This window comes from Shinella sp. (assembly GCF_049651085.1).
Taxonomy (GTDB): domain Bacteria; phylum Pseudomonadota; class Alphaproteobacteria; order Rhizobiales; family Rhizobiaceae; genus Shinella.
Genome location: NZ_JBASBL010000016.1, coordinates 173,169 through 190,481 on the forward strand (window position 1 = coordinate 173,169; position 17,313 = coordinate 190,481).

Sequence of the window (17,313 nt, forward strand, 5' to 3'; positions counted from 1 at the left end):
CGGGGAAATCCCATTTCATGCTATGGTCGCCGCCGCCCACGCTCTAGTATCTCATGCTGGACAACGAATCGGCGGCGACCATGCAGCAATATCTCGACCTTCTCGCCCATGTGATGGAAAACGGAACTGACCGGGGAGACCGGACGGGCACCGGCACGCGCGGCGTTTTCGGCTACCAGATGCGCTTCGATCTTTCCGAAGGCTTTCCGGTGCTGACCACGAAGAAGCTGCACCTGCGCTCCATCATCCATGAACTCCTGTGGTTCCTGAAGGGCGACACCAACATCGCCTATCTCAAGGACAACGGCGTCTCCATCTGGGACGAATGGGCCGATGAGAAGGGCGAACTCGGCCCGGTCTACGGCTACCAGTGGCGCTCCTGGCCGACCCATGACGGCCGCCATCTCGACCAGATCGCCGCCGTCGTCGGTTCCATCAAGAGCAATCCGAATTCGCGCCGGCATATCGTTTCGGCGTGGAACCCGGCGCTGGTCGACGAAATGGCGCTGCCGCCGTGCCACTGCCTGTTCCAGTTCTACGTGGCGGACGGAAAGCTCTCCTGCCAGCTCTACCAGCGCTCCGCCGACATCTTCCTCGGCGTTCCGTTCAACATCGCCTCCTACGCGCTGCTGACCATGATGGTGGCGCAGGCGACCGGCCTCAAGCCCGGCGATTTCGTGCACACGCTGGGCGATGCGCACATCTATGCCAACCATTTCGAGCAGGTGCGCACGCAGCTGACGCGCCGGCCGAAGCCCTTGCCCTTCATGAAGCTCAACCCGGATGTGAAGGACCTTTTCTCCTTCAAGTTCGAGGACTTCACCCTGGTCGGCTATGAAGCCGATTCAAACATCAAGGCGCCGATCGCCGTCTGATATCCGGAGAGCTGGACCCGCATGAGCCAAGCCAAGATCGTCCTCGTCGTGGCCGTTGCGAAGAACGGCGTCATCGGCCGCGATGGCGACCTGCCGTGGCGCTTGCCATCGGACCTGAAGCGTTTCAAGCAACTGACGCTCGGCAAGCCGGTGCTGATGGGGCGAAAGACCTGGGATTCGATCGGGAGGCCTTTGCCCGGCCGGCCGAACATCGTCATTACCCGTGACGCGACCTTTCGCGCGGCCGGTGCCGAAGTCGTGTCCTCGCTCGATGCAGGGCTGGCCTCAGCCCGGCGCGAGGCGGAAGGGCTCGGCGTCGATGAAATCTGCGTCATCGGCGGCGGGCAGATCTATGCCCAGGTCTTCGACCGGGCCGACATTCTGCACGTTACCCATGTCGAGGCGGATGTGGATGGCGATACGCGGTTTCCGGCGATCGATCTGGCTGTCTTCGAGAAGATCGTCGAGGAGCCCATTCCTCAGGGCGAAAAGGACAGTCACGCCATGCGTTTCGTGACATGGCGCCGCAAGACGGCCGCGTAAACCATAAATCGAGCCGATCACGAACTATTTTGCCGCACAAGCCCGCAAGGCCGCGCGGATTTGTTGAAAGGTGCCGGAGGGATACCTATAACGGGTTCACTTCGTGCAGCGCAGTAAAACGATCCGCGTGCTGTGCAGAAACAGAGCTGGAGTGTTTTTGCGTTTTTGAAGAATGCGAAAATGCTTCGAGGGGATTTGAAAGAAAGAGGTATTGATGCCCTGGAGCAATCAGAACGGCGGCGGCGGCCCTTGGGGCGGCGGTGGCGGCGGCGGTGGTGGAAACAATCAAGGGCCGTGGGGGCAGGGACCGAACCGCCCGCGCGGCGGTGGGGGCGGCAATGGCGGCCCACCCGATCTTGAGGAAATCATCCGGCGCGGCCAGAACCAGCTGAAGAACGTCATGCCCGGCGGCATCAACGGTGGCGTCGTTGTCATCGCGCTGCTGCTCGTCGGCGTCTTCTGGCTGATGAACGCGATCTATACCGTCCAGCCGGATGAACGCGGCGTCGAACTGCGCTTCGGCAAGCCGAAGCAGGAAGTTTCCATGCCCGGCCTGCATTTCCACCTGTGGCCGCTCGAGACCGTCGAACTGGTCAAGATCACCGAGCAGCAGCAGAATATCGGCCGTCGCGCCGCGGCGTCGAATTCCGAGAGTTCGGGCCTGATGCTGACCGGCGACCAGAACATCGTCAACGTGCAGTTCTCGGTGCTCTATTCGGTCACGGACCCGCAGTCCTACCTCTTCAACCTCGAATTCCCGGCCGAGACGCTGCAGCAGGTCTCCGAGAGCGCCATGCGCGAAGTCGTCGGCCGCCGTCCGGCGCAGGACATCTTCCGCGACAACCGTCAGGCGATCGCCGAAGGCGTGAAGACGACGATCCAGGCCACCATGGATGCCTATGGCGCCGGTATCTCGATCAACACGGTCGCCATCGAGGATGCAGCGCCGCCGCGTGAAGTGGCCGATGCGTTCGACGAAGTGCAGCGCGCCGAGCAGGACGAAGACCGTTTCCTCGAGGAAGCCAACCAGTATGCCAACCAGAAGCTGGGCCTTGCCCGCGGTCAGGCAGCGCAGGTTCGCGAAGAAGCGGCCGCCTACAAGGACCGCGTCGTGAAGGAAGCCGAAGGTGAGGCCGCGCGCTTCCTGTCGGTCTACGAACAGTACAAGCTCGCGCCCGACGTGACCCGCAAGCGTCTCTTCCTCGAAACGATGGAAGGCGTGATGAAGAACTCGAAGAAGGTCATCATCGACGAGAAGCAGGGCGGACAGGGCGTCGTTCCCTTCCTGCCGCTTAACGAACTCGGCCGTGCCACGACCCAGCAGCAGCAGAGCACGGGAGGCACTCAGTAATGGGCAACCGTATACCAGCCATTCTGATCGCCCTCGGCGTTCTCCTCTTCATCGGCTATTCGTCGGTGTTCGTCGTCAATGAGCGCCAGCAGGCGATCGTCATCCGCTTCGGTCAGATCCAGGACGTCAAGACCGAGCCGGGCCTCTACTTCAAGCTGCCCTTCGGCTTCATGGATGCCGACAGCGTTCAGTACATCCAGGACCAGGCGCTGCGCTTCGACCTCGACGACATCCGCGTCCAGGTCTCGGGCGGCAAGTTCTACGAAGTCGATGCCTTCGTGGTCTACAAGATCACCGATGCACGCCGCTTCCGCGAGACCGTCTCGGGTGACCGGGAATCGGCGGAAGCGCGTCTGCGCACCCGTCTCGATGCGGCCCTGCGCCGTGTCTACGGTCTGCGTGGCTTCGAATCCGCTCTTTCGGAAGAGCGCGCTTCGATGATGCGTGAAGTCCGTGGCGAACTGACGAACGATGCGTCGAACCTCGGCCTGACGATCTCCGACGTTCGTATCCGCCGCACCGACCTCACGCAGGAAGTCTCGCAGCAGACCTTCGAGCGCATGAAGGCCGAGCGTCTTGCCGAAGCCGAACTGATCCGCGCCCGCGGTAACGAAGCAGGCCAGCGCCGCCGCGCCATCGCCGACCGTCAGGTCGTCGAATTCCTGGCCGAAGCGCAGCGTGATTCGGAAATCCTGCGAGGCGAGGGTGAAGGCGAGCGCAACCGCGTCTTCGGTGAAGCCTTCTCGCAGGATCCGGCCTTCTTCGACTTCTACCGGTCGATGAGCGCCTACCGGGATTCGATGTCGTCGGCGTCGGATACCACGCTGGTCCTGTCGCCGCAGTCGGAGTTCTTCCGCTTCTTCGAGGATGCGGCCGGCACGAAGCCTGCAACGAACGGCACGGCGACGACACCGTCGACCGCAAACTGAGAACGCCATGTCCGATTTCCTGACGGGGATCGCGTTCTTCCTGATCATCGAGGGGCTGGTGTACGCACTGGCCCCTTCGGTTTTGAAGCGCATGGCGGAAATGCTGCCGCAAATCCCGGAAACGCAGTTGCGCATATCGGGGCTCGTTGCCGTTGCGCTTGGCGTGCTGATGGTCTGGTTCATCCGCGCCGCGTGAGCCGCGCTCTTGCGAGCGACCGCGAAGACGGGCAAGACTTCATATCAAATCGGCGTGGCGGACTGATTTTTGCCGTATCCTCGGCAAACACTCGTCACGACTGCCAGCACAGAGGATGCCGAACATGGCTTTGAAGATGAGGTCCAGCGTTGCCCATGCGGCACTCGCGCTTGCGATGAGTTTTTCGCTGGTCGCGGGAGGACCATTCGCCGTTCCGGCCGCCGCCGAGGTCAAGCCTGCCGCCGGCCCGGAATCGGTCGCCGACCTTGCCGAAGGGCTGCTCGATGCGGTGGTGAACATCTCCACCTCGCAGAACGTCAAGAGCGAAGACACGGCACCCGTTCCGCAGGTTCCGGAAGGCTCGCCCTTCCAGGACTTCTTCGACGAGTTCTTCAAGGGCGAGGGCGGTGACGGCTCGAACCAGCCGCAGACCGTCAATTCGCTCGGCTCCGGCTTCGTCATCGATCCGTCGGGCTTCATTGCCACCAACAATCACGTCATCGACGGGGCGGACGATATCGAGGTGAACTTCGCCAACGGCTCCAAGCTGAAGGCGAAGCTTGTCGGCACCGACCCGAAGACCGACCTGGCGCTGCTGAAGGTCGAGCCGAAATCGCCGCTCAAGGCGGTGCCTTTCGGCGATTCGCGCACCATGCGCATCGGCGACTGGGTGATGGCGATCGGCAATCCGTTCGGGCTCGGCGGTTCGGTGACGGTGGGGATCATTTCGGCGCGCGGCCGCAACATCAATGCCGGCCCCTACGACAATTTCATCCAGACGGACGCCGCCATCAACCGCGGCAATTCCGGCGGCCCGCTGTTCAACATGAACGGCGAGGTCATCGGCATCAACACGGCGATCATCTCGCCCTCCGGCGGATCGATCGGCATCGGCTTTTCCGTGCCGACGGAACTGGCGCAGAACATCTTCACGCAGCTTCGCGATTTCGGCGAGACGCGGCGCGGCTGGCTCGGCGTGCGCATCCAGCCGGTCAGCGACGACATCGCCGAAAGCCTCGGCATGAGCGAGGCCAAGGGCGCGCTCGTTGCCGGCATCATCAAGGGCGGACCAGTCGACAACGGTTCGATCGAGACCGGCGACGTCATCACCCGCTTCGACGGCAAGGATGTGGACGAGATGCGCGATCTGCCGCGTGTCGTCGCCGAAAGCCCTGTCGGCAAGGCTGTCGACGTCGTGCTGCTGCGCAACGGCAAGGAAATGACCGTCAAGGTCACGCTCGGCCGCCTCGAGGATGGCGAGAAGGAGGCTGACGCCGAAGACGAGGTGACGCAGGAGGAAGGCACGGCGGGAGAGGGCACGACGCCCGAGACCGGCGGCGCGACCGATCCCACCAAGGTTGATAGGGTGCTCGGCATGGGCATCAGCGACCTTGACGAGGAGGCGCGCAAGACCTTCGAGATCGTCGAAAGCGTCAAGGGCGTGGTGATCACCGAGGTTGCACCGGGCACGGCCGCCGCCGAACGCGGCATCGTACCCGGCGACGTGATCGTCGAAATCGGCCAGGAGGCAGTGACGACGGCGGATGAGGTCAAGAGCCGCGTTGCCAAGCTAAAGTCGGAAGATCGTCGCAATGCACTGATGATGATCGCCAACCGCACCGGTGCGCTGCGCTATATCACCGTGCGCATCGACTGACGGAAAGCCGAGTCCCGTCAGGGGCTTGGCGGCAGCAGGCGAGAGTTTGATTCAGGCCGTTGGAGCTTTGCTTCAGCGGCCTTTCGCTTGCCAGGCGGCGTGGTCGATCGTGTAGAGCACGTGCCGGCGAAGCTCGGCGCGGGCCTCATCGATGCCGGGCATATCGAAGTCGCGCCCGGTATTGACCATGCCGATGCGCTGCATGACGGCAATGGAGCGCACATTGTCTGCCACGGCGAAGGAGACGATCTTGTCGAGCCCCTTGTCCTCGAAGCCGAATTCCAGGAGCTTTTCCGCCGCCTCGGTAATATAGCCGTGGCCCCAATGGCGCCGTGCCAGCCGCCAGCCGATCTCGACGCTGCCGTTCGTCACGTAGGGCTCCTGCTTCGTCGTGCGCGAGAGGCCGCAGAAGCCCATGGCTGCATCCGTCCGGCCATCGGCGAGCGCGAAGAAGCCGAGGCCGGTCTGCGTGATGATGCCGCGGATGCGCTCAAAGGTTTCGTCCGACTGGGCGCGCGTGCGCAGGAAGGGGAAGAATTCCATGACCACGGGATCGGAATTGATCTCGTGGAAGAGGTTCCGGTCCTTGTCTTCCCAGTTGCGAAGAACGAGGCGCTTTGTCGTGGTGATGATCATTCGGGGATCACGAAGTCGGATTTGCGATAGCCCTGCAGGTAGAGCAGGGCGGTAAGGTCGCCGTGGTCGATGCGGATCTTCGCCTCCGCCGCGACGGCGGGCTTGGCGTGCAGCGCCACTCCGGCGCCGGAATGATGCAGCATGCCCAGGTCGTTGGCGCCGTCGCCGACCGCCATGGCGTCCTGCGGCGAAATGCCGAGGCGTTCGGAAATCTCGATCAGCGCATCCACCTTGGCCTGCTTGCCCAGGATCGGCTCGGCGACCTCGCCAGTGAGCTTGCCGTCGGCGTCGAGCAGCAGGTTGGCGCGGTTCTCGTCGAAGCCGAGGGTCGCGGCGATGCGGCTGGTGAAGACCGTGAAGCCGCCGGAGACGAGGGCGGTGTAAAAACCCTTCGCCTTCATCGTCGCGATCAGTTCCTTGCCGCCCGGCGTCAGCGTGATGCGCTTGGCGATCACCTCGTCCACGACCGAGAGAGACAGGCCCTTCAGCAGTGCGACGCGCTCGCGTAGCGCCGGCTCGAAGGCGATTTCGCCGTTCATCGCGCGGGCGGTGATCGTGGCGACCTTGTCCTTGAGGCCGACTTCGGCGGCAAGCTCGTCGATACATTCCTGGCCGATCATCGTCGAATCCATGTCGGCGATCAGCAGCTTCTTGCGCCGCGTCTCGGCCTCCTGAATGGCAAAGTCGATCGGCGCGCCGCCGATGACTGCACGGATCGTGTCGTGCGCTGCATCGATGTCGCTGTCGTCGCGAAGCGCGATGTCGCAGGCAATGCCGTCGGCGAGCCAGTAGAGGCCGGAGGCCCTGAGCTGATCTGCGACCTTTTCGGCGAGGGCGGGCGTCAGAACAGGATTTGACGGATTGGCGACAAGCGTGGCAACGAAAGCCATGATGAAAAACCTTGATCTAATGCGGGACGCGATCCTGATAACCGGCCCGACGGCGAGCGGCAAGTCCGCGCTTGCCGTGCGGCTGGCCGCCGACCACGATGGCGTGGTGGTCAATGCCGACAGCATGCAGGTCTACGACACGCTGAATATCCTGACGGCGCGTCCGCAGCCGCAGGACATGGCGGGTATCGAGCACCGCCTTTACGGCCATGTGCTGGCGGGCGCTGCCTATTCCACCGGCGACTGGCTGCGGGAGGCGACGGCGGTTGTCGCCGAGTTGCGCGAGCGGAAAAAGTGTCCGGTTTTCGTCGGTGGAACCGGCCTTTATTTTCGGGCGCTGACGGGTGGCTTGTCGGACATGCCCGCCATTCCTGATGCTGTGCGCGATCGCATGCGCGGCCTGCTTGCCACTGACGGCGCCGAGATGCTGCACCGGATGCTTGCCGAGCGCGACCCCGAGATGGCGGCCCGGCTGATGCCGGGCGACGGCCAGCGAATCGTGCGGGCGCTCGAGGTCCTGGAGGCGACGGGCCGATCCATTTCCACGTTCCACGCGGCGGCCGGCCCTGCGGTGATCGAACCCGCGCAGGCGGAAAAGATCGTCGTCCTGCCGGACCGCACGGTGCTTGCCGCGCGCATCGGCCGGCGTTTCGGGCAGATGCTGAAATCCGGTGCGGTGGAGGAAGTCAAGGCCCTGCTGGCGCTCGCTCTTCCCGCGGCCATGCCGGTGATGAAGGCGATTGGCGTACCGCAGATCGCGGCGATGCTTGCCGGCGAGCTGAGCGAGGCGCAGGTCGTCGAGCGCGGCGCGGCGGCGACCCGGCAATACGCCAAGCGCCAGATGACCTGGTTTCGCAACCAGCTCGACGAGAGCTGGCAGCGGATCGATCCGTCCGCCGAAAGCGCTGAAAAAGCGTGAGACGCCTTACCGGCGGATGAGGCTGCTCAAAGGCTTCTTGAGAAGCTGCTCGCGAATGGAGCCTTCACGCCGCGGTTCCTGCTGCTCGCCAAAGGCAGGTGCAGGGCGCGCCGGCTGGCGGTAGGGATCTGCGGCCGGCCGCGGCGTTTCGCCCGAGAGCTCACGGCGAAGCGTTTCGAGCCGCTCCTGCGGGGATGCCTCGTAGGCTCCGCCTGCACCGGGCAACATGTCCGGGCGATAGCGTTCTTGGGCGGGTGAAGGTGCGGCCTCGGCTTGAAACGTATCGAGATAGTCTTCCTCGTCCTCGTAGGGTGCATCCTCGTAACCGGTCGTTACAGTGGCGCTCTGTCCCTGCGAGGTGAGGTACGAATTCTGGAAGTTGGAGATGTCCGGCCCAGAGACCGCACGCATGCGCGAGACGATTGACCGGAGGTCGACGCTTTGCGGTGTGTCGTCGCTGGCCTTGATGGTGGTGCCGTTGGCTTTCGGCAGTCGGCCTGTCTCGACGCGGGAAAAACGCATGCGCATCGGCACCGCAACAGCCTCGCCGAAGGCGATGGCTTCGCCATTACCGATCGACGATATGAAGCTCGTCGTCGAGGAGGAAGAGTTCGGGATCGCCGAGCGGATGATCTCCTGGTCGTGGTCATTGGCAAGGCGCATGGCGAAGACTGTCGAGCACTGGGACAGGATCGTCGGGTCGAGTTCGCCGGGGCGCTGGGTAATGATGCCGAGTGAGACGCCGTATTTGCGGCCCTCCTTGGCGATTCGGGCGATGGCCTGGCGCGTCGGCGCAAAGCCGAGCTTCGGATCGGCCGGTACGTAGCGGTGCGCTTCCTCGCAGACGACCAGCATGTGCACGCCGCCATTGCTCCACAGGCCGATTTCGAAGGCCATGCGGCAGAGGACCGAGGCGACCGAGTTGACGACCTCCGACGGAATGCCGGCGAGCTGGAAGGTCGTCACCGGCTTGCCGTCGCCCGGAATGCGGAAGATGCGGGCGATCGTGTCGAGGATCGTATCGGTGATCGTGTTGGAGGAGAACATGAAGTGGTAACGCGGGTCGTTGATCGCCGACATGATCTTGACCTTGAGCGAACGCAGGTGCGGTTTTTCCGCCCGCCCCTCGAGGCGTCCGATGCGCTCGTCGATCAGCGCCAGCAGGTCCGCCATGCGGAAGGGGACCGGCGTATCGGCGGTCACCGAGCTTTTTTCGCTGGTGCGGCGCATGAGACCGTTTTCGACCGAGCCGCGGAAGGCGCGTTTGGCCTCGGGAATGAGGTCGCGCAGGATATCCATTTCCTCCACCAGCGGCGGGCGGCCGCGGAAGATGACTTCGGCGAATTCCTCCAGCTTGAACAGCCAGAACGGCAGGTCCAGCGTATCGGTGTCGATGACCAGTGCAAGGTCGCCGAAGGCGGCGGCGAATTCGTTGTGCGGGTCGAGAATGAGCACGCGCAGCTTGGGATCGGATTGGATCGCCTTGTGCAGCAGCAGGGTGACGGAGGTGGATTTGCCGACGCCGGTCGTGCCGACAATGGCGAAATGCTTCTCCAGCATGGACGGAACGTGGATCGTCGCGTCGATACTCTCGTCCTGTGTCAGCTTGCCGATGATGCAGACATTGTTCTTGCCGGTGTCGTAGATCTTGGCGAGATCGGAGGTGCGGATGCGGTGGGCAATGGCGCCGAGATGGGGATAGTCGGTGATGCCGGCGGAAAATTCCTCGCGCCCGTCCGCGCTGACATGCACTTCACCCAGAAGCTCGACATCAATGCGGAAGACCGTATCCTGATCCTCCAGCCAGTTCTGCTGGTCGGTGGACATGGAGTAGACGAGGGCGACGACGCGGTTGCGGCCCACGGAAATGGAAATGAGCCGGCCGACGGCCCACAATTCCGTGAGCGCCGTCTGGCCTCCCTCGGCAAGTGCGCTGATGGTGGCGCGCGAGCCGCTGCAGGCGACGACGCGGCCAAGCAGTCGGTTTCCAGCCGCAATGTCATCCCGGCGTTCCTGCTCGCCGGCCACTATCGAACTTTGGAAATCACTGTTCAGCACCCGCGGCACTCCTTGCCAGTATTCAAGATATTAACCGGGGCCGCTTAATAAGACGTTTCTGGTCGAGCCGGCTTCCTGCCGTCCTTTGCGCAGGCGGCCAAAAAGCGTGCTGTTACGAAACAGCCGGAAAAGCGTTGACGCGCCGTGCCTTTGTGGCTAACAATCCGCCCCATGAAATATCTGACGGCTATCATTCTTGTGGTGGGAAGGCGCATGGGCAGGGTGGTGTAACCATCCGGCGAAAGCACCCATGCGCGGTAAGCAGGCTCCTCCAGGGGCCTTTTTTTATGCCCAGAAATTCGATAATCACCCGAAATACGAAAAAGAGACGGACGGAAATCCGATGAGCGGAACAGAAAATCAGATGACGGGCGCCGAAATTGTCTTGCAGGCCCTGAAAGACAATGGCGTTGAACATATCTTCGGCTATCCGGGCGGTGCCGTCCTGCCGATCTATGATGAAATCTTCCAGCAGGACGATATCGAGCACATCCTCGTGCGCCACGAGCAGGGCGCCGGCCACATGGCCGAAGGCTATGCCCGCTCCACCGGCAAGGTTGGCGTCATGCTCGTCACCTCCGGCCCGGGCGCAACGAATGCCGTCACGCCCCTGCAGGACGCCCTGATGGATTCCATCCCGCTCGTCTGCCTCACCGGTCAGGTTCCGACCACGCTCATCGGATCGGATGCCTTCCAGGAATGCGATACGGTCGGTATCACGCGCCCCTGCACCAAGCACAACTGGCTGGTCAAGGACGTCAACGATCTTGCCCGCATCATCCATGAGGCCTTCCGCGTCGCCCAGTCCGGCCGCCCGGGCCCGGTCGTCGTCGATATTCCGAAGGACGTGCAGTTCGCGACCGGCACCTATACGCCGCCGTCCGCCGCACCGATCCAGAAGAGCTACCAGCCGAAGCTGCAGGGCGATGCCAGCCAGATCGAGGCAGCCGTCCAGTTGATGAAATCGGCTCGCCGGCCGATCATCTATTCCGGCGGCGGCGTCGTGAATTCCGGCCCGGAAGCCTCGCGCCTGTTGCGCGAACTGGTCGAGATCACCGGTTTCCCGATTACCTCGACGCTGATGGGCCTCGGCGCCTATCCGGCCTCGGGCAAGAACTGGCTGGGCATGCTCGGCATGCACGGTTCCTACGAGGCGAACATGGCGATGCATGATTGCGACGTCATGGTCTGCATCGGCGCGCGTTTCGACGACCGCATCACCGGCCGTCTCAATGCCTTCTCGCCGAACTCCAAGAAGATCCACATCGATATCGATCCGTCTTCCTTCAACAAGAACGTTCGCGTCGATGTCCCGATCCTCGGCGATGTCGGCAATGTTCTCGAGGACATGGTCCGTCTGTGGCGGGCAGGCAACAAGGATTACGACAGGGCGATCCAGGCCGACTGGTGGACCTCGATCGCCAAGTGGCGCGCGCGCAACTCGTTTGCCTACAAGCCGAACGACGACGTGATCATGCCGCAATACGCGATCCAGCGTCTCTATGAGCTGACGAAGAACCGCGACACTTACATCACCACGGAAGTCGGCCAGCACCAGATGTGGGCCGCGCAGTTCTACGGCTTCGAGCAGCCGAACCGCTGGATGACATCGGGCGGCCTCGGCACGATGGGCTATGGCTTCCCGGCGGCGATCGGCGTGCAGGTCGCACACCGCGACAGTCTCGTCATCGATATTGCCGGCGATGCCTCAATCCAGATGTGCATTCAGGAAATGAGCTGCGCCGTGCAGTATAACCTGCCCGTCAAGATCTTCATCCTGAACAACCAGTACATGGGCATGGTGCGCCAGTGGCAGCAGCTCCTGCACGGGAACCGTCTGTCGAACTCCTACACGGAAGCGATGCCGGACTTTGTCAAGCTCGCGGAAGCCTATGGCGGCGTCGGCATTGCCTGCGACAAGCCGGCTGATCTCGACGGCGCGATCCAGGAAATGATCGACGTCAATCGTCCGGTCATCTTCGACTGCCGCGTCGCGAACCTCGCCAACTGCTTCCCGATGATCCCCTCGGGCAAGGCGCATAACGAAATGCTGCTGCCCGACGAGGCCACGGACGAAGCGGTCGCCAATGCGATCGACGCCAAGGGCCGCCAGCTCGTTTGATGAAAAGGAGAGCAATTCCAGCAAAAGTGCGTAGCGGTTTTACTGGAATTGCGTGAGGAAAGAACGACCATGAACGCACACCTACAGCCTACCGGTTCCGCCTATTTCATCGCCAAGGAAACCCAGGTCGCGGAAAGTCACACGCTTTCCGTGCTCGTCGACAACGAGCCGGGCGTCCTGGCCCGTGTCATCGGCCTGTTTTCCGGCCGCGGCTACAATATCGAAAGCCTCACGGTTTCCGAGACCGAGCATGAGGCGCATCTGTCGCGCATCACCATCGTGACGCGCGGCACGCCGGGCGTTCTCGAGCAGATCAAGTCGCAGCTGGAACGCATCATCCCGGTCCACCGGGTCGTCGATCTGACGGTCCGCGCCAAGATCATGGGGCAGGAACGTCCGATCGAGCGCGAAGTGGCGCTGGTGAAGGTTACCGGTTCCGGCGAGATGCGGGCGGAAACGCTGCGGCTTGCCGATGCCTTCCAGGCCAAGGTCGTCGATGCGACCGTCGATCACTTCATCTTCGAGATCACCGGCAAGTCGTCCAAGGTCGACCAGTTCGTGGCCGTGATGAAGCCGCTCGGCCTGTCCGAGGTCTGCCGCACCGGCATCGCGGCGATGAACCGCGGACCGCAGGGCATGTAAGCCAGCGCGGCGAAGCTTTTGGCCTTTCAATGGAGCCTTCCCCTGACGGGGAGGGCTCCATTTTTCTTTCAGATCATCTCCAGCGGCCGCTTGCGGCTTGGCGGCGGGAAGGCCTCGTCCAGCAGGCGGAGGTCCTCCGAGCTGAGGCGGATTTCGGAAGCGCGGAAATTCTCGCGCACGCGCTCCGGCGAGCCGGATTTCGGGATGGCGATGACGCCTGCCTTGGTGAGCAGGAAGGCGAGGGCGACCTGCGCCGAACTTGCATCGTGGATGTGGCCGATCTCTTCCAGCACCGGATGGCCGACGAGCCGCCCCTCGTCGAGCGGCGAATAGGCCATGATCGGGACGCCCTGCATCTGGCTCCAGCGCAGGAGATCGAACTCGATGCCGCGGCGGGCCAGATTATAGAGCACCTGGTTTGCCGCGGGGCGCACGGGCTCGGCCACGCTGAACAGCTCCTTCATGTCGCTTTCGTCGAAGTTGGAAACGCCCCAGGCGCCGATCTTGCCCTGCGCCTTCAGCGCCTCGAAGGCTTCGACGGTCCCGGCCAGCGGATGGTTGCCGCGCCAGTGCAGGAGATAGAGCTCGATATGGTCGGTTCTTAGCCGTTTCAGGCTCGCCTCGCAGGCGGCCATGGTGCCGGCGCGGCTGGCGTTGTAGGGCAGGACCTTGCTGACGAGGAAAACCTCCTCACGCCGTCCCCGGATCGCTTCGCCCACCACCATTTCGGCCCCGCCATCGGCATACATTTCGGCGGTGTCGATCACTGTCATGCCAAGGTCGAGACCGGCGCGCAGGCTGGCAGTCTCCGCCGATGCGGATACGCGGCTTTCGCCCATGTGCCAGGTGCCGAGGCCGAGCGCCGGCACCTGTCGGCCGCCGGGAAGGGTGACTGCGGGTAGTTCGGCTTTCATGCTGCGCTCCGTCTGCAAGGCCATGCATCAATTATCCGATTGTATGCATGACAAGAATTGGCTGGTCGTTGCAAGGAGATGGATTATCAATCGAAAAAGACAAACCCGATACACAAGAGTCTGCATGCAGATCGAAATCTTCCTGGCGCTGCTGGTCTTCGCCTTCACAACCTCCATCACACCTGGCCCGAACAACATGATGCTCTTCGCATCGGGGGTGAATTTCGGCTTCGTGCGCACGATCCCGCATATGTGCGGCATCGGTGTCGGTTTCCTCGTGCTGCTGCTTGCCGTCGGCTTTGGCCTTGGCGCGCTGCTTGAGGCGGTCCCGCTCGTCTATACGGTTCTGAAATTCGCCGGCGGTGCCTACCTTGTCTGGATCGCCTGGAAGATCGGGACGTCCCGTTCGATCGGCGAGGGCAAGACCGGCGCGCGACCCATGAGCTTCCTTGCCGCCGCCGCCTTCCAGTGGGTCAACCCGAAGGCCTGGGTCATGGCCGTCTCCGCCATGGCCACCTATACGAATTCGGCGAACTACACGATGAGCGTGCTGATTGTCGGCGTCGCCTTCGCCATCGTCAATTTCCCGAGCGTTTCCACCTGGGCCGGCTTCGGTTCGGCGCTGCGCGAGTGGCTGTCCGTTCCGGTGCGGCTGAAATGGTTCAACATCACGATGGCGCTGCTGCTCGTCGCAAGCCTCTGGCCGATGCTGCGTTAGAGGATTATGAATAGGCAAAGCCGGAGGAAAACGCCTTGCCGCCGCATGATCACGATCACGACGACCACCACCATCACGACAACCATTTCTCGCCGATGGAAGCCCGGGTGCGCGCGCTCGAAACCATCCTGACGGAGAAGGGCCTGATCGATCCGCAGGCGATCGACGTCATCGTCGAGACCTACGAGACGAAGATCGGCCCGCGTAACGGCGCGCGCGTCGTCGCCAAGGCCTGGGCGGAGCCGGATTTCGCGGACTGGCTGAAGCGCGACGCGACGGCGGCCATCGCCAGCCTCGGTTATACCGGCCGGCAGGGCGAGCATATGCGGGCGGTCTTCAACGACGGTGAGACGCACAACCTCGTCGTCTGCACGCTCTGCTCCTGCTATCCATGGTCTGTGCTCGGTCTGCCGCCCGTCTGGTACAAGGCGCCGGCCTACAGGTCGCGGGCGGTCATGGATCCGCGCGGCGTGCTGGCGGAGTTCGGCGTGACGTTGCCTGCGGGCAAAAAAGTCCGCGTCTGGGATTCGACGGCGGAACTGCGCTATCTCGTCGTTCCGGAGCGCCCGGCCGGGACGGAAGGGCTGGACCAGGAGGCGCTGGCCGATCTCGTGACGCGCGATGCGATGATTGGCACCGGCCTTGCACTTTCGCCGCAGGCGCGGCCATGAACGGGCCGCACGATCTCGGCGGCCTGCACGGTTTTGGCCCCGTCGCACCCGAGCCGAACGAGCCCGTCTTTCATGCCGAATGGGAAAAGCGGGCGCTTGGCGTGACGCTTTCCTGTGGTGCTTTCGGGGCCTGGACGATCGATGAAAGCCGCCATGCGCGGGAGAACATCCCGCCAGCCACCTATCTGTCCGCCAGCTATTACGAAATCTGGATCCGCGCGCTGGAAACGCTGCTCGAGCGCCACGGCTTCGTCAGCGCCGGGGAACTGGCTGAGGGGCGGATGCTGGAGCAGGGCGCAGCGCCGAAGCGTGTGCTGAAGGCGGATATGGTGCCGGCGGTCCTGGCCAAGGGCGGGCCTTGCGACCGGCCGCTCGATACCGCGCCGCGCTTTGCCGCCGGCGACCGCGTGCGCACCAGCAATTTCAATCCGGCAACCCATACGCGCCTGCCGCGCTATGCCCGCGACAAGGTGGGCGTGGTCGAGACGGTGCAGGGTTCCTACGTCTTCCCGGACGATAGCGCGCATGGCAGGGGCGAAAGTCCCCAATGGCTCTACACCGTTGTCTTCGATGGTGCGGACATCTGGGGCGAGGGGGCCGAGCCGGGCCTGACGGTCTCGATCGACGCGTGGGAGAGTTATCTTGAGCCAGTGTGAAACGCCCGCCTCCTCACCCGGCCTGCCGAAATCCGCCGAGGGCGATCCGGTCTTCGCCGAGCCCTGGCAGGCGCAGGCCTTCGCGATGACCGTGCGCCTGCACCAGCAGGGCGTGTTCACCTGGGCTGAGTGGGCTGCGGCGCTGTCGCGGGAGGTGCATCGACCCGGCAGGGCCGGGGATGGTTCGGATTATTTCGACTGCTGGGTCGCTGCCCTTTCCACACTGCTATCCGAGACGGGTGTGGCGAGCGAGGCCGAGCAGGCGGCGCTTTCGGAGCGCTGGTCGCGTGCCGCCGAGGCAACCCCGCACGGCAATCCCATCTATCTTGAAAACGCGCCGGCTTAGGCGCGGTCCGCGACGAACCGCGCGAGCCATGGGCCGATGAGGGTCACGAGGATCAGCCGCGCGGTCTGCAAGGTCATGACGAAGGCGATGTCCACCTTGCTGGCGGCGGCGATGACGGCAATCGAATCGAGCCCGCCGGGGCTGGTCGCGAGATAGGCCGTCAGCGGATCGACGCCGAGGACGAGGATCAGCAGGCCGGCAAGCAGGCCGGAAAAGCTGATCAGCGCGATGATGGAGGCCACTGTCGGCATGAGGGCGCGGCGCGCGTGCAACAGGATCGCACGGGTGAAGCCGAGGCCGATGTTCCAGCCGAGCAGGGTGAAGGCGATGACGAGCAGCCACTGCGGCAACACGATCGTCACCGTGCCGGAGGATGTCAGCACGGCGGCAAGGGCGAAGGGTACGAGAAAGGCGCCGGCCGGGATGCGCAGCTTCTGGCCGGCAAGTCCGGCGAGGATGCCGACCGCCAGCATGGCGGCGAGGGGCAGCATCGGCACCGGCTCGAACCAGGCATGCGGCGGCACGGCCGCGCCGTCATGGCCGCCGAAATGGGCGACGAGCGTTGCAAAGCTCGCAACGAAGACGACGCGCAGATACTGCATGAAGGCGACGAGGCGGGCATCCGCGCCATAGGCTTCCGCCATGATCATCATGGTGGAGGCGGCGCCGGCCGAAGACCCCCAGATCGCCGTCGTGCCGGGCAGGATGCCGGTGCGCGCGATCAGCCAGCCGGAAAGCGTGCTGACGCTGATCACGGAGAGGACGACGAGGAGTATCACCAGCCAGTTTTCGCTGAAGGTGCCGATGAAGTCCTGCGAGACCATGGTGGCGATCATCAGCGCCAGCACCACCTGCACGACGAAGACGAAGAGGCGCGGCAGGCGGATCGTGCCACCGCCCAGCGCCACGACGATGCCCGCGAGCATCGGTCCCATGAGGAAGGCGGCGGGAAAGCCGGCAGCTTCCAGCGGCACGGTGGCGACGATGGAAAGACAGCCGACGAGGCACCATTGCAGGAAGGCGGGCAGCCTGCCGAGACCAGTCGGCGCATTCGTTCTGTCGTTCGGGCTGTGGGCGGCTGGGGGCAAAACGTCGCTCCGGAGGTTATGCCCTCCATACAGCGGCGCGGCCCCGGCGAACAGGGCCAAATCAAGGGGGGCTATTCCTGTGGGAGCCGGGCGAACTGGCGC

The 17,313-nt window shown here is 63.7% G+C and carries 18 protein-coding genes; 13 read left to right on the top strand and 5 right to left on the bottom strand.

The window, feature by feature from the left end; genetic code table 11:
• Positions 1 to 80: 80 nt before the first annotated feature.
• The 6 genes from WA950_RS09565 to WA950_RS09590 all read left to right on the top strand — a co-directional run bounded on the left by WA950_RS09565 (position 81) and on the right by WA950_RS09590 (position 5,551).
• On the top strand, positions 81 to 875 hold the full coding sequence (locus WA950_RS09565; protein ID WP_424551523.1) for a thymidylate synthase: 795 nt from the start codon (positions 81 to 83) through the stop codon (positions 873 to 875).
• A gap of 21 nt (positions 876 to 896) precedes the next feature.
• Complete coding sequence (locus WA950_RS09570; protein WP_424551475.1) at positions 897 to 1,418, top strand: dihydrofolate reductase; 522 nt, start codon at positions 897 to 899, stop codon at positions 1,416 to 1,418.
• Positions 1,419 to 1,632: 214 nt separating this feature from the next.
• Positions 1,633 to 2,769, top strand: a complete 1,137-nt coding sequence (gene hflK / locus WA950_RS09575; RefSeq protein WP_424551476.1) for an FtsH protease activity modulator HflK — start codon at positions 1,633 to 1,635, stop codon at positions 2,767 to 2,769.
• Positions 2,769 to 3,698 carry a protease modulator HflC gene (gene hflC / locus WA950_RS09580; RefSeq protein ID WP_424551477.1) on the top strand — a complete coding sequence of 310 codons (930 nt, stop codon included), beginning with the start codon at positions 2,769 to 2,771 and terminating at the stop codon, positions 3,696 to 3,698. The genes hflK and hflC overlap by 1 nt, the downstream gene beginning before the upstream one ends.
• Positions 3,699 to 3,705: 7 nt before the next feature.
• On the top strand, positions 3,706 to 3,894 hold the full coding sequence (locus WA950_RS09585; RefSeq protein WP_424551478.1) for a DUF2065 domain-containing protein: 189 nt from the start codon (positions 3,706 to 3,708) through the stop codon (positions 3,892 to 3,894).
• Positions 3,895 to 4,069: 175 nt separating this feature from the next.
• A complete protein-coding gene (locus WA950_RS09590) occupies positions 4,070 to 5,551 on the top strand; it encodes a DegQ family serine endoprotease (RefSeq protein WP_424551524.1) in 1,482 nt (493 codons plus the stop codon).
• A gap of 72 nt (positions 5,552 to 5,623) precedes the next feature.
• On the opposite strand, the gene WA950_RS09595 is transcribed toward WA950_RS09590, so the two are convergent.
• Both WA950_RS09595 and serB read right to left on the bottom strand, forming a co-directional pair.
• Positions 5,624 to 6,187, bottom strand: coding sequence for a GNAT family N-acetyltransferase (locus tag WA950_RS09595; protein ID WP_424551479.1), 564 nt, complete (start codon positions 6,185 to 6,187; stop codon positions 5,624 to 5,626).
• On the bottom strand, positions 6,184 to 7,077 hold the full coding sequence (gene serB, locus WA950_RS09600; RefSeq protein ID WP_424551480.1) for a phosphoserine phosphatase SerB: 894 nt from the start codon (positions 7,075 to 7,077) through the stop codon (positions 6,184 to 6,186). Before serB ends, WA950_RS09595 begins: the two co-directional genes overlap by 4 nt.
• Here serB and miaA point away from each other — a divergent pair.
• Positions 7,076 to 7,996 (top strand): tRNA (adenosine(37)-N6)-dimethylallyltransferase MiaA, encoded by a 921-nt coding sequence (gene miaA, locus WA950_RS09605; RefSeq protein ID WP_424551481.1) that lies wholly within the window; start codon positions 7,076 to 7,078, stop codon positions 7,994 to 7,996. The two genes, serB and miaA, sit on opposite strands and share 2 nt — an antisense overlap.
• A 6-nt stretch (positions 7,997 to 8,002) precedes the next feature.
• On the opposite strand, the gene WA950_RS09610 is transcribed toward miaA, so the two are convergent.
• The gene (locus WA950_RS09610; RefSeq protein ID WP_424551482.1) at positions 8,003 to 10,054 is read right to left on the bottom strand and encodes an ATP-binding protein; all 2,052 of its coding nucleotides are present in this window, start codon (positions 10,052 to 10,054) and stop codon (positions 8,003 to 8,005) included.
• 343 nt (positions 10,055 to 10,397) lie between these two features.
• On the opposite strand from WA950_RS09610, the gene WA950_RS09615 reads away from it, so the two are divergent.
• Together WA950_RS09615 and ilvN are read left to right on the top strand one after the other, a co-directional pair.
• Complete coding sequence (locus WA950_RS09615) at positions 10,398 to 12,176, top strand: acetolactate synthase 3 large subunit (protein ID WP_424551483.1); 1,779 nt, start codon at positions 10,398 to 10,400, stop codon at positions 12,174 to 12,176.
• Between the two features lie 69 nt (positions 12,177 to 12,245).
• The gene (ilvN, locus tag WA950_RS09620; RefSeq protein ID WP_424551484.1) at positions 12,246 to 12,818 is read left to right on the top strand and encodes an acetolactate synthase small subunit; all 573 of its coding nucleotides are present in this window, start codon (positions 12,246 to 12,248) and stop codon (positions 12,816 to 12,818) included.
• Between the two features lie 68 nt (positions 12,819 to 12,886).
• Here ilvN and WA950_RS09625 read toward each other — a convergent pair whose 3' ends face one another.
• Positions 12,887 to 13,732 carry an aldo/keto reductase gene (locus WA950_RS09625; RefSeq protein ID WP_424551485.1) on the bottom strand — a complete coding sequence of 282 codons (846 nt, stop codon included), beginning with the start codon at positions 13,730 to 13,732 and terminating at the stop codon, positions 12,887 to 12,889.
• Between the two features lie 124 nt (positions 13,733 to 13,856).
• On the opposite strand from WA950_RS09625, the gene WA950_RS09630 reads away from it, so the two are divergent.
• From WA950_RS09630 to WA950_RS09645, 4 genes are all read left to right on the top strand, one after another.
• On the top strand, positions 13,857 to 14,450 hold the full coding sequence (locus WA950_RS09630; protein WP_424551486.1) for a LysE family translocator: 594 nt from the start codon (positions 13,857 to 13,859) through the stop codon (positions 14,448 to 14,450).
• A 95-nt stretch (positions 14,451 to 14,545) separates the two neighbouring features.
• On the top strand, positions 14,546 to 15,121 hold the full coding sequence (gene nthA, locus WA950_RS09635) for a nitrile hydratase subunit alpha (protein WP_424551525.1): 576 nt from the start codon (positions 14,546 to 14,548) through the stop codon (positions 15,119 to 15,121).
• On the top strand, positions 15,118 to 15,777 hold the full coding sequence (gene nthB, locus WA950_RS09640; protein WP_424551487.1) for a nitrile hydratase subunit beta: 660 nt from the start codon (positions 15,118 to 15,120) through the stop codon (positions 15,775 to 15,777). Before nthA ends, nthB begins: the two co-directional genes overlap by 4 nt.
• Positions 15,764 to 16,123: a nitrile hydratase accessory protein gene (locus tag WA950_RS09645; protein ID WP_424551488.1), complete on the top strand. Its 360-nt coding sequence runs from the start codon at positions 15,764 to 15,766 to the stop codon at positions 16,121 to 16,123. Before nthB ends, WA950_RS09645 begins: the two co-directional genes overlap by 14 nt.
• Here WA950_RS09645 and WA950_RS09650 read toward each other — a convergent pair.
• Positions 16,120 to 17,211: an AbrB family transcriptional regulator gene (locus WA950_RS09650; protein WP_424551489.1), complete on the bottom strand. Its 1,092-nt coding sequence runs from the start codon at positions 17,209 to 17,211 to the stop codon at positions 16,120 to 16,122. The two genes, WA950_RS09645 and WA950_RS09650, sit on opposite strands and share 4 nt — an antisense overlap.
• Positions 17,212 to 17,313 lie beyond the last annotated feature (102 nt).